Origin of the sequence: Pseudomonas sp. DrBHI1, assembly GCF_002205115.1 — a bacterium.
GTDB classification, from domain to species: Bacteria; Pseudomonadota; Gammaproteobacteria; order Pseudomonadales; family Pseudomonadaceae; genus Aquipseudomonas; species Aquipseudomonas mosselii.
The window spans coordinates 111,978-124,051 of sequence record NZ_NIBE01000069.1; the positions used below are offsets into that span (position 1 = coordinate 111,978).

General features: G+C 64.5%; 13 protein-coding genes. All 13 read right to left on the reverse strand.

What is annotated here, in order from left to right; genetic code table 11:
- Window positions 1–41 precede the first annotated feature (41 nt).
- A complete protein-coding gene (locus CC207_RS15940; protein ID WP_050704052.1) occupies window positions 42–833 on the reverse strand; it encodes an amidohydrolase in 792 nt (263 codons plus the stop codon).
- Window positions 821–1,969 (reverse strand): pyridoxal phosphate-dependent aminotransferase, encoded by a 1,149-nt coding sequence (locus tag CC207_RS15945; protein WP_028689602.1) that lies wholly within the window; start codon window positions 1,967–1,969, stop codon window positions 821–823. Before CC207_RS15945 ends, CC207_RS15940 begins: the two co-directional genes overlap by 13 nt.
- Before the next feature lie 253 nt (window positions 1,970–2,222).
- Window positions 2,223–3,686: a ribosome biogenesis GTPase Der gene (gene der, locus CC207_RS15950; protein ID WP_028689601.1), complete on the reverse strand. Its 1,464-nt coding sequence runs from the start codon at window positions 3,684–3,686 to the stop codon at window positions 2,223–2,225.
- A 117-nt stretch (window positions 3,687–3,803) separates the two neighbouring features.
- Window positions 3,804–4,973 (reverse strand): outer membrane protein assembly factor BamB, encoded by a 1,170-nt coding sequence (gene bamB / locus CC207_RS15955; protein WP_088852385.1) that lies wholly within the window; start codon window positions 4,971–4,973, stop codon window positions 3,804–3,806.
- Window positions 4,948–5,589 (reverse strand): tetratricopeptide repeat protein, encoded by a 642-nt coding sequence (locus CC207_RS15960; protein WP_028689599.1) that lies wholly within the window; start codon window positions 5,587–5,589, stop codon window positions 4,948–4,950. The genes bamB and CC207_RS15960 overlap by 26 nt, the downstream gene beginning before the upstream one ends.
- Window positions 5,590–5,627: 38 nt before the next feature.
- Window positions 5,628–6,917 (reverse strand): histidine--tRNA ligase, encoded by a 1,290-nt coding sequence (gene hisS / locus CC207_RS15965; RefSeq protein ID WP_028689598.1) that lies wholly within the window; start codon window positions 6,915–6,917, stop codon window positions 5,628–5,630.
- 24 nt (window positions 6,918–6,941) lie between these two features.
- On the reverse strand, window positions 6,942–8,051 hold the full coding sequence (ispG, locus tag CC207_RS15970; protein ID WP_028689597.1) for a flavodoxin-dependent (E)-4-hydroxy-3-methylbut-2-enyl-diphosphate synthase: 1,110 nt from the start codon (window positions 8,049–8,051) through the stop codon (window positions 6,942–6,944).
- Window positions 8,052–8,054: 3 nt separating this feature from the next.
- The gene (locus tag CC207_RS15975; protein ID WP_088852386.1) at window positions 8,055–9,062 is read right to left on the reverse strand and encodes a RodZ family helix-turn-helix domain-containing protein; all 1,008 of its coding nucleotides are present in this window, start codon (window positions 9,060–9,062) and stop codon (window positions 8,055–8,057) included.
- The gene (gene pilW, locus CC207_RS15980; protein ID WP_028689595.1) at window positions 9,059–9,820 is read right to left on the reverse strand and encodes a type IV pilus biogenesis/stability protein PilW; all 762 of its coding nucleotides are present in this window, start codon (window positions 9,818–9,820) and stop codon (window positions 9,059–9,061) included. Before pilW ends, CC207_RS15975 begins: the two co-directional genes overlap by 4 nt.
- A 14-nt stretch (window positions 9,821–9,834) precedes the next feature.
- Entirely contained in the window at window positions 9,835–10,977 is a 1,143-nt protein-coding gene (gene rlmN, locus CC207_RS15985; RefSeq protein WP_028689594.1) for a 23S rRNA (adenine(2503)-C(2))-methyltransferase RlmN, read from the reverse strand.
- Between the two features lie 28 nt (window positions 10,978–11,005).
- Window positions 11,006–11,431, reverse strand: a complete 426-nt coding sequence (gene ndk, locus CC207_RS15990; protein ID WP_023630072.1) for a nucleoside-diphosphate kinase — start codon at window positions 11,429–11,431, stop codon at window positions 11,006–11,008.
- Window positions 11,432–11,520: 89 nt separating this feature from the next.
- Window positions 11,521–11,721: a Fe-S cluster assembly protein IscX gene (gene iscX / locus CC207_RS15995; protein ID WP_028689593.1), complete on the reverse strand. Its 201-nt coding sequence runs from the start codon at window positions 11,719–11,721 to the stop codon at window positions 11,521–11,523.
- Window positions 11,722–11,731: 10 nt separating this feature from the next.
- The gene (fdx, locus tag CC207_RS16000) at window positions 11,732–12,073 is read right to left on the reverse strand and encodes an ISC system 2Fe-2S type ferredoxin (RefSeq protein WP_028689592.1); all 342 of its coding nucleotides are present in this window, start codon (window positions 12,071–12,073) and stop codon (window positions 11,732–11,734) included.
- Window position 12,074 lies beyond the last annotated feature (1 nt).

Genomic DNA, 12,074 nt, shown 5'->3' on the forward strand with positions numbered 1-12,074 from the left:
CCCACGATACCGTGGGAGCGGGCTGGCCCCGCGATTGGCCCTTAATGCAGATCGAAGGTATCGGCATCCAGGTTCGCCGGGAACCGCGCCCGGTACGCCGCAAGCTCCGCCGCCCGCAACACCACGGTGAACACCCCGTCGGCCTCGCCCGCGCTCAGCAGGCTCTCGCCCTGGAAGTCCAACACCTGGCTGTCGCCGGAGTAGGCGAAGCCCTTGCCATCGGTGCCGACCCGGTTCACCGCCGCGACGAAGCACAGGTTCTCGATGCCCCGCGCCGGCAGCAGGCGGTTCCAGTGCAGGCGCCGCGCCGCCGGCCAGTTGGCGGTGTACAGCAGCAGGTCGGTGTCCTGGGCGTCACGGCTCCACACCGGGAAGCGCAGGTCGTAGCAGATCAACGGGCGGATCCGCCAACCCTTGAGCTCGAACTGCACCTGGCGCTCGCCAGGAGTGTAGTGCTTGTGCTCGCCGGCCATGCGGAACAGGTGACGCTTGTCGTAGTGCAGGATCTCGCCGTCGGGCCGTGCCCACAGCAGGCGGTTGCGGTGGCTGCCGTCGGCGGCCTGGATGATCACGCTGCCGGTGATCACCGCGTTGGCTTTCTTCGCCTGGGCCTTGAGCCACTTGTAGGTCGGGCCGTTTTCCGGCTCCGCCAGGCTTTCGGACTCCATCGAAAAACCGGTGGTGAACATTTCCGGCAGGACCACCAGGTCCACCTCGCCGGCCTGGCCGATCAGCTCCTCGAAGTGCGCGTAGTTGGCCTCGCGGTCGTGCCAGGCCAGGGTGGTCTGCACCAGGGCGATTTTCAGGTTCGGCAGTTGGCTCAGATCGCGCATAGTTTCTCCGCTGCCTGGCGCAGCGTCTCCTCGCGTTTGGCAAAGCACAGGCGCACCAGGCGTTGCTCGGGGATGGGTTGCTGGTAGAACACCGACACCGGGATGCTGGCCACGCCATGCTCACGGGTCAGCCACAGGGCCATGTCGACATCGTTCAGGTCGGGGCGGATCTGCGAATAGTCCACCAGCTGGAAGTAAGTGCCCGGGGTGCGGGTGAAAGTGAAGCGCGAGGCCTGCAGCAAATCGCAGAACAGGTCGCGCTTGGCCTGGTAGAAAGCCGGCAGTTCGTCGATGTGCTCAGGGTGCTCGGCCATGAAGTCGGCCAGGGCGCACTGCAAGGGAGTCACGCCGCAGAAGTTGACGTACTGGTGCACCTTGCGCAATTCGGCGCTGAGCGCCGGTGGCGCAACCACGTAACCGGTTTTCCAGCCGGTGACGTGATAGGTCTTGCCAAACGAGCTGATGACGAAGGCTCTGCTGTACAGCTGCGCGTGGGCCAGCACGCTGGCGTGGCGCACGCCATCGTAGATCAGGTGCTCATAGACTTCGTCGCTGATCAGATAGATATCGCGGTTGCCGATCAACGCGGCCAACTGGTCCAGGTCTTCGCGGCTGATCAAGGCGCCGCTGGGGTTGTGCGGCGAATTGAGGATGACCATGCGCGTGCGCGGACTCAGGGCGTCGCTGAACCTCTGCCAGTCGATGCTGAAGCTGCCGTCGCGCAGCGGCACATGCACGCAGCGGCCACCGGCCAGCTCCACCGATGGCTCATAACTGTCGTAGCTGGGGTCGAAGACGATCACCTCGTCACCGGGGTGGATCACCGCCTGGATGGCGCAGAAGATCGCCTCGGTGGCGCCCGGGGTAATGGTCACCTCGTGATCGGCATCCACTGCCACGCCATACAGCCGGGCGATCTTGGCTGCAACCTGCTGGCGCAGGGCTGGCAGGCCGGTCATCGGCGAATACTGGTTGTGCCCGGCGGCCACATGCCGGCCAACGGCATCGAGCAGGGCCTGGGGTCCATTGAAGTCAGGGAAGCCCTGGGACAGGTTGAGTGCACCGGTCTGCATGGCCAGTTGCGACATGGTGGTAAAGATGGTCGTGCCGACGTTCGGCAGTTTGCTGCGGATCATGGAGCCCTCTTTCCTGGGGTTTGTCCGGCACGGGGTTGGGTCCGAGCATAGCGGATCGAGCAGTCAGGAAAAAGGTTGAAACAATAGGGGGATTGCGGTGGGTCAATCGTTGCAACCCAACAGCAGAATGAAGCGTGGGAGCGGCGGTGCGCCGATGCGACTTGCCCCGCGATGAGATCAGATCAGGCAGTCAACTGACCTGAACACTCTCATCGCGGGGCCCCTCCCAACGAGGGTTCTGCAAGCGTTGTTACTAACGCTTGTCGCGGCGCTTCTTCTCGGCCTTCTTGTGGTGCGACATCAAGCGGCGCTTTTTGTTGACCTGGCGATCGGTGAGGGTGTTCTTCTTGCCCTCGAACGGGTTGTCACCGCCCTTGTACTCGATGCGGATCGGCGTGCCGACCAGCTTGAGCACCCGGCGGTAGGTGTTCTCCAGGTAGCGCGAGTACGAGTTGGGGATCTTGTCGGTCTGGTTGCCGTGGATCACGATCAGCGGCGGGTTGGCACCACCGAGGTGGGCATAGCGCAGCTTGATGCGGCGACCGTTGACCAACGGCGGCTGGTGCACGCTGATGGCGTCTTCGAGGATCTGCGTCAGGCGGCTGGTCGGCCAGCGGGTGACCGCCGACTTGAACGCGGCCTGGACCGACTTGTACAGGTGGCCCACGCCGGTGCCGTGCAGCGCCGAGATGAAGTGGATGTCGGCGAAGTCGACGAAGAACAGCCGGCGTTCCAGCTCGGTCTTCACGTAGTCGCGCTCGCCCGGCTCCATGCCGTCCCACTTGTTCAGGGCGATGACCACGGCGCGGCCGGCGTCCAGGGCGAAGCCCAGCAGGTTGAGGTCGTGGTCGACCACGCCTTCGCGGGCGTCCATGACGAAGATCACCACGTTGGCGTCCTTGATCGCCTGCAGGGTCTTCACCACCGAGAACTTCTCGACTTCCTCGTGGATCTTGCCGCGCTTGCGCACGCCAGCGGTGTCGATGAAGGTGTACTTCTCGCCATCACGCTCGAACGGGATGTAGATACTGTCGCGGGTGGTGCCCGGCTGGTCGTACACCACCACGCGCTCCTCGCCGAGCATGCGGTTGACCAGGGTCGACTTGCCGACGTTGGGGCGGCCGATGATGGCGATCTTGATGCCGTCTTTCTCGCTCGGGCCGGGAATGCGCGTGGCTTCCTCGCCTTCGGCGACATCCTCTTCGAGGGCTTCTTCCTCGGGGTCACGGGGAATATGGCCGAGCAGCGATTCCATCAGGGCGTTGATGCCGCGGCCCTGGGAGCCCGCCACCGGGATGGCGTTGCCCATGCCCAGCGGCGAGAACTCGGCGCGGGCGATATCGGGATCGATGTTGTCGATCTTGTTGGCGACCAGGATCGCTTCCTTGTTCCGCTTGCGCAGGTGATCGGCGATCATCTGGTCGGCGGCGGTCATGCCGGCGCGGGCATCGACCAGGAACAGCACGTAGTCGGCTTCCTCGATGGCCATCAGCGACTGCTCGGCCATCTTCTCGTCCATGCCCACTTCGTCACCGGTGATACCACCGGTGTCGATCAGGATGTAGGAACGACCTTGCCAGCTGGCATCGCCGTACTGGCGGTCACGGGTCAGGCCCGACAGGTCGCCGACGATGGCGTCGCGGGTCTTGGTCAGGCGGTTGAACATGGTGGATTTACCGACGTTCGGCCGGCCCACCAGGGCGATTACGGGAACCATGCGGCTCTCCACTCTTGAATTCTTGAAAATGCAAAGGCCGCTGCAAGGCAGCGGCCGGAGTTCGGGCGGCGCTTCATGCGCCGCGGCCTGAGCCCGCGAGCGAGCTCAAGCATAGCTTCAGCGGATGGTCAGTGCCTCGAGCTTGCCGCTGTTGCCGAAGACGTAGATGGTGTCGCCGACCACCAGGGGTCGGGCGCGCAGGCCATCGCTGTCGATACGCTCACGGCCGACGAAGCGGCCATCGACCTGGCTGAGCAGGTGCAGGTAACCCTCGAAGTCGCCCACCGCCACGTAGCTGGAGAACACTTCCGGCGCCGACAGCTGACGGCGGGCCATCGAATCGTTGCTCCACAGCGAGCTGGAAGAACGCTCGTCGACGCTCTGCACGGTACCCGACGCTTCGCTCACGTAGACGTTGCCGAAGCCTTGAGCGACACCCACATAGCTGGAAGCATCGCGCTGCCACAGCACGCGGCCGCTTTCCAGGTCCAGGCCGGCGACGCGGCCCTGGTAGGTGCTGACGTAGAGGGTGCCACCGGACAGCAGCAGGCCGCCGTCGATGTCCACCACACGGTCCAGCTCGGAACGGCCCTGCGGAATCGCCACGCGGCTCTCCCACACCGGCACGCCGTTGCTGATATCGACCGCCACCACCTTGCCGGTGGACAGGCCGGCCACGGCCAGGCGGTTGGTCACCACCGGCGCGCCGGTGCCGCGCAGGGTCAGCACGGCAGGGCTGTTCTCGTAGATCCAGCGACGGTCGCCGGTGGCGGCGTCGAAGCCGACCAGACGGTCGTCCTGGGTCTGTACCACCACCACGTCACCGTTGTTGGCGGGCGGCGCCAGCACTTCGCTGCTGACGCGCGAGCGCCAGCGCTCCTCGCCGGTGCTGGAATCCAGGGCGATGACCTCGCCCTTGAGGGTCCCCAGCATGACCAGGCCGTAGCCCACGCCCACCGCGCCGGATACCGGCAGCTCGAGGTCCTTCTTCCACACCACGTCGCCGGTGATGCGGTTCAGCGCGAAGACCTCGCCGTTGACGTCGGAGGCGTAGATGCGGTCGTTCTCGATGGCCGGCACCAGGGTGTTGTAGGTCTCGCCCTGGCCGTCACCGATCGAACGGCTCCACTGCTTCTTCAGCACCACTTCCTCGGTGAACTTGGTCAGCTCGGCCGGGGGCAGTTCCTTCTTGCTGTTGCTGCTGCAACCCGCCGCCAGCACGGCGAGGGTGAGCACTGCTGCTTGTTTCCAACCCTTCACTTCAGGCGTCCCCTTTGGCCAGGTCATCCAGCTTCAGTTGCAGGCCACCGATCGCGGCGTCGTCGGACAGCGCGGCCTTGGCTTTTTCGTAGGCGCTGTGCGCGTCGTCGGCGCGGCCCAGCTGTACCAGCAGGTCGCCCTTGAGTTCTTCGCGGCTGGCCAGGAAGGCCTTGTCGGTATCGCCCTCGAGCAGCTTGAGCGCGTCCTCGGCCTTGTCCTGGGCCGCGAGCACGCGGGCCAGACGCTGGCGCGAGATCTCGCCGAGGGTGGCGTCGGCCGGCTTGTCCAGCACGCTCTTCAGCTCACTGGCCGCATCGTCCAGCTTGCCGCTTTCGACCGCGACCTTGGCCACGAACAGGCTGCCGTACTGGGCGTAGGCGGTGCCGCCGAACTCGCTCTTGAGCTTGCCGGACAGCTCGGCGACCTTGCTCGCGTCGGGCTTGCCGTCAGGCGTCAACGAGGTTTCCAGCAGCGCCTGGTACAGCGCCGAGGCGCCCTGGGACTGGTTGGCCTGATACTTGTGCCAGGTCTGCCAGCCCAACACCACCACGCCAGCCAGCAGGGCGCCGGTCAGCAGCGGCTTGCCGTTGCGGTTCCACCAGTCCTTGGCTGCAGCCAGGCTCTCATCATCGGTACTCGACACCCCAATACTCCTATTCGCCTATTCGTTGTCAGACCGCGTCACGCCTGGGCGATCGCGGTTTCCAGGTGCGCGGCAAGCGCATCCCAGGCAATGTTCTGTTGTTCACCCTGGCCACGCAGGGGCTTCAGACCGATCTGCTGCTTCTCGAGCTCGTCGTCACCCAGAATCAGCGCGAACAACGCGCCGCTCTTGTCGGCCTTCTTGAACTGGCTCTTGAAGCTGCCGCCACCGGCATTGACCGCCAGGCGCAGGCCCGGCAGGCGATCGCGCAGGCTTTCGCTCAGGCGCAGGCCGGCCAACTCAGCCGGCTCGCCGAAGGCGCACAGGTAGACGTCGATGGTGCGGCTGATCGACTCGGGCACCTTGCCCAGGGTCTCCAGCAGCAGGATCAGGCGCTCGATGCCCATGGCGAAACCGACGCCCGGGGTCGGCTTGCCGCCCATCTGCTCGACCAGGCCGTCATAACGACCACCGGCGCAGACGGTACCCTGGGCGCCGAGCTTGTCGGTGACCCACTCGAACACGGTCTTGCTGTAGTAGTCCAGGCCGCGCACCAGCTTGGTATTGATCACGAACGGAATGCCGGCGGCGTCGAGGCGGGCCTTCAGGCCCTCGAAGTGCACGCGGGACTCTTCGTCCAGGTAGTCTTCCAACTTCGGCGCGCCGACCAGCACCGCCTGGGTGTTCGCATCCTTGCTGTCGAGGATGCGCAGCGGGTTGCTTTTCAGGCGGCGCTGGCTGTCCTCGTCCAGTTGCTCGAGGCGGGCCGAGAGGAACTCGACCAGCGCGTCGCGATAGCGGGCGCGGGCTTCGCTGGTGCCCAGGCTGTTGAGCTGCAGCTCGACCGCGTCCTGGATGCCCAGCAGGCCCCACAGGCGCCAGGTCAGCATGATCAGTTCGGCGTCGACGTCCGGGCCATCGAGGTTGAACACCTCAACACCGATCTGGTGGAACTGGCGGTAGCGGCCCTTCTGCGGACGCTCGTGACGGAACATCTGGCCGATGTACCAGAGTTTCTGCACCTGGCCGTTGCCGGTGATGCCGTGCTCGAGCACGGCACGCACGCAGGCTGCGGTGCCTTCGGGGCGCAGGGTGAGCGAGTCGCCGTTGCGGTCCTCGAAGGTGTACATTTCCTTCTCGACGATATCGGTGACTTCACCGATCGAGCGCTTGAACAGCTCGGTGAACTCGACGATCGGCGTGCGGATCTGGCTGTAGCCGTAGCTGTCCAGCAAGCCGGCCACGGTGCCCTCGAAATAGCGCCACAGCGGCGACTGGTCGGGCAGGATGTCGTTCATGCCACGGATGGCTTGCAGCGATTTGCTCACGAGTAGTCCTTACGAATCTGTGTCTCAGCCGCGGGCGATCAGCGCCGCGTCGGCCTCGGCCTTCTCGGCCGCTTTCTGGCGGATGAGCTTTTCCAGCTCGTCGACCAGGTTGTCGTTGTTCAGCTTCTGCGATGGCTTGCCATCGATGTAGACCAGGTTCGGCGTGCCGCCGGTCAGGCCCACGTGCGATTCCTTGGCCTCGCCCGGACCGTTGACCACGCAACCGATCACCGCCACGTCCAGCGGTACCAGCAGGTCCTCCAGGCGCCCTTCCAGTTCGTTCATGGTCTTGACCACATCGAAGTTCTGCCGCGAGCAGCTCGGGCAGGCGATGAAGTTGATGCCACGGGAACGCAGGTGCAGCGACTTGAGGATGTCGTAGCCGACCTTCACTTCCTCGACCGGATCGGCGGCCAGGGAGATGCGGATGGTGTCACCGATGCCTTCGGCCAGCAGCATACCTAGGCCGACGGCGGATTTCACCGTCCCCGAGCGCAGGCCGCCGGCTTCGGTGATCCCCAGGTGCAGCGGCTGGATGATCTGCTTGGCCAGCAGGCGGTAGGCCTCGACGGCCATGAACACATCGGAGGCCTTGACGCTGACCTTGAAGTCCTGGAAATCCAGGCGGTCGAGGTGCTCGACATGGCGCAGCGCCGACTCGACCAGCGCCGCCGGAGTGGGCTCGCCGTACTTCTTCTGCAGGTCCTTTTCCAGGGAACCGGCGTTGACGCCGATACGGATCGGGATGCCGCGGTCGCGGGCCGCGTCGACCACGGCGCGCACACGGTCCTCACGGCCGATGTTGCCCGGGTTGATGCGCAGGCAGTCGACGCCAAGCTCAGCCACGCGCAGGGCGATCTTGTAGTCGAAGTGGATGTCGGCGACCAGCGGCACACTGACCAGTTTCTTGATGCGGCCGAACGCCTCGGCGGCGTCCATGTCTGGCACCGAGACACGCACGATGTCCACGCCGGCATCGACCAGGCGCTGGATCTGCGCCACGGTGGCGGCGACATCGTTGGTGTCGGTGTTGGTCATGCTCTGCACCGCGATGGGCGCATCACCACCCACCGGCACATTGCCGACCCAGATTTTGCGGGATTCGCGACGTTTGATCGGAGATTCGCCGTGCATGACTTACTGTCCCAACTTCAGGCGAGCGGTTTCGCCACTGGTGAACGGGGCGACATCGACCGCCTGGCCGTTGTAGCTCACCTGGGCGCCGCGGGCGAAGCCCAGGCGCACCGCGAACGGTGGCTTGCCGGTCAGTTCCAGGCTGTCGCCCTTGCGCTTGATGGCGCTGAACAGCACCTTGCCGTTGCCGTCGGTGACCTGGGTCCAGCAATCGGCGGTGAATTGGATATGGACCTTGGCACTGCCGGCCGGGGCCGGTGCGGCATCAACGGGCGCAGCTGCTGCGGTCGGCGCGACAGGAGCGGCTGGCGCTGCCGCAACAGGCGCGGCAACCGGTGCCGCGGGAGCGACGGCGGTCGGCGCGGCGCCGGTGGCTGGCGCGGCGGGTGTCACGGCCGCAACTGGCGCCTGGGCCTCGACGACCGGCGCCTGCTCGGTAACGTTAGGTTCCAGTGGCAGAGCCTGGCCCTCGGGCTGCTGGCCCTCGCTCACGGCCTGGTCTTCCGGCTCGTCCAGCGGATGAATCTGCGTGGTGCCGTCGGCGCTCTCGACTTCGACATGCTCCAGGGCGATCTTGGCCAAGTCCTTGCCGCGCAGGCTGCTCTGGTCCTGCCACCAGAAGAAGCCACCGCCGACCACCGCGACCAGCAGCAACAGGCTGACCACCCGCAGGATATTGTGCGACAGCCGCACCGGCTCTTCGATGCGACCGAGGGCGTGCACTTCGCTGCCCTGGGCGTGGGTGCCGGTGATCTGGTCGAAGGCCTCGACCAGGGGCGCCTGGTCCATGTCCATCAGCTTGGCGTAGGCGCGGATATAGCCACGGGCGAAGGTGTGCCCGGGCAGCTTGTCGAAGGCGCCGTTTTCCAGGTTGTTCAGCGAAGATACCGTGAGGTTGAGCTTGCGAGCGACCTCGGCCTGGCTCCATTCGCGCTTTTCGCGGGCCTGGCGCAAGACATCACCGGGGTTCTGGCGAGTCGCTGCTGCTACTTCAGTGTGCGCGGCTTTCATCGTTGCTCCGACAGGTATTGCTGATATTCCGGCGTACCGGGATAAAGTCGTTGTAATTGCTGGCCCAGACGGGTCGCTGTGCCCTGTTCGTCGAGGGCGATTGCCAGGCGATGGCCCAGCAGCAGGCTGCGGGCATCCTGGTCGCTCAGCTGGCTGAATCGATCGTAGTAATCCCGGGCCGGCACATAATGCCTGTTTTCGTAGGACAACTCAGCCATTTCGAGCAATGCCCTCGGTTGCCGCCGATTGAGCCGAAGGGCTTTTTCCAGGTAGACACGCGCCTGCTCACCCTGCCCCAGCTTCAAGGCGGTGAGCCCCAGGTTCTCGTACACGCGGGAACGCTCAGGATACAGGGTATCGGCGACAGCCTGGAGGAACATCGCCCGGGCCTCGTCGAAACGGCCCTGAGCATATAGGAAACTGCCGTAGTTGTTGCGGATTCGTGTGTCATCCGGGCGGATGGCCAAGGCCTTGGCGAAGTGCTCGCCGGCAAGTACCGGCTCATCCTCGGCCTGGAACACCAGGGCCAGTGCCGCATGGGCCTCGCCGTCACGAGCGTCCAGGGCCAAGGCCTTGCCCAGCGGCGCCTTGGCGCGCTCAGTTAAACCTTGTTGCAAATACCCCAGCCCCAACTGCACGTAGGCTTGCCCCGCCGCCTCACGCCCCTGGCGGCTGGCCAGAGGGTCACCCGCGCCGCCGGACACGCAGCCGGCCAGCAGCGAAAGCGTCAGGATCGACAGCGCGGCGCGCAGGCTCATGGGGCAGGTGCTCGTCAGGGGCGCGCGGCGCTGTCTTGCGGCTCGTCGGCAGCCAGCTGGCGTACGGCGATGTAGCGCTCGCTGCGGCGGGTACGGTCGTTGACCTGACCCACCAGCTGACCGCAGGCGGCATCGATGTCGTCACCGCGGGTGGTGCGCGTGGTCACGTTGAAGCCGCCGTGGTGCAGCAGGTCCTGGAAGCGACGGATGGCATTGTTGCTCGGTCGCTCGTAGCCCGAGTGCGGGAACGGGTTGAACGGGATCAGGTTGATCTTGCACGGCACATCACGCAGCAGCTCGATCATCTGCGCGGCGTGCTCGGGCTGGTCGTTGACGTCCTTGAGCAGGGTGTACTCGATGGTGAGCACGCGCTTGCCGCCGAGGGTGGACATGTAGCCCATGCACGACTCCAGCAGCATCTTCAGCGGGTACTTCTTGTTGATCGGCACCAGCTTGTTGCGCAGTTCGTCGTTCGGCGCGTGCAGCGACAGGGCCAGCGACACGTCGATGTGCTTGGCCAGTTCGTCGATCATCGGCACCACGCCCGAGGTGGACAGGGTGACGCGACGCTTGGAAATGCCATAGCCCAGATCTTCCATCATGATCTTCATCGCGGCGATGACATTGTCGAAATTCAGCAGGGGTTCGCCCATGCCCATCATGACCACGTTGGTGATGGCGCGGTCGATCTTGGCCGGAACGGTCCCGAAGGATTTGTTGGCAAGCCACACCTGGCCGATCACTTCGGCGGCGGTGAGGTTGCTGTTGAAGCCTTGCTTGCCGGTGGAGCAGAAGCTGCAGTCCAGGGCACAGCCGGCTTGCGACGACACGCACAGGGTGCCGCGATCGTCGGTAGGGATGTAGACGGTCTCGACGCAGCTGCCGGAGGCAACGCGGACCACCCACTTGCGGGTGCCGTCGGCGGAAATGTCTTCACTGACCACTTCCGGGCCCCGAATCTCGGCAACGGCCTCGAGCTTTTCGCGCAAGACCTTGCCGACATTGGTCATGGCGGCGAAATCATCGACGCCAAAATGGTGAATCCATTTCATCACCTGACCGGCACGGAAGCGCTTCTCCCCGATTGAGTCGAAGAACTGTTCCATTTCCGCCAGGGTCAGCCCCAGCAGGTTGATCTTGTCAGTCGATGTCGTCATGGATTCACCCTCACCCGTAAGCCTTCGCTTAGCGAGTGGTTACCTCGGTAGCAGCGAAGAAGTAAGCGATTTCGCGAGCAGCGGCGGCTTCGGAGTCCGAACCGTGAACGGCGTTGGCGTCGATCGACTCGGCGAAGTCGGCGCGGATGGTGCCGGCAGCCGCTTCTTTAGGGTTGGTGGCGCCCATCAGCTCACGGTTGGCCAGAATGGCGTTTTCGCCTTCCAGAACCTGTACAACGACTGGGCCGGAAGTCATGAAGGCAACCAGGTCACCAAAGAAGCCACGCTCTTTGTGCTCGGCGTAGAAGCCTTCGGCTTCGGCTTTGGACAGCTGCTTCATTTTCGAGGCGACGACGCGCAGGCCGGCTTTCTCGAAGCGAGTGGTGATCTCGCCGATGACGTTCTTGGCAACGGCGTCAGGCTTGATGATGGAGAAAGTACGTTGAACAGCCATGGAAAACTCCAGAATATTGAGTGTTGCGAAAAATTAAACCCGCGAATTATACGCGGGTTCCAGGGGATTGCCTAACCTGCAGCGTGCGCTCAGTCGGCTTCTTCGATCCAGGCCGCCTGGATGGCCTCGAGAACCTTCTCGCCGCAACGCGACGGATCGTCATCGAAGTCCGGCAGCGCCATGACCCAGGCGCGCAGATCGACGAAATTCACGTAATGAGGATCGACCTCGGGCTTGCTTTCCGCAAGCTGGATGGCGATCTCAAGTACATCAACCCATTTCAGACTCATGTACAGGCCCTCAGTGCGGCGCTTCGGCGGCGTGGTTGAGCGAATACTTGGGGATCTCGATGGTGAGGTCCTCATCGCCGACAACCACCTGGCAACCCAGGCGCGACTGCGCCTCCAGGCCCCAGGCCTTGTCCAGCATGTCCTCTTCGAGCTCGTCGGCTTCTTCAAGCGAGTCGAAGCCCTTGCGGATGATGCAGTGGCAAGTGGTGCAGGCCTTGACACCGCCGCAGGCGCTTTCCATCTCGATGTGATGGTCGTGGGCCAGCTCCAGGATATTGGTCCCGGTCGGCACTTCCACGGTCAAGCCCTCGGGGCAGAACTTCTCGTGCGGCAGGAATGTCACCAGCGGCATC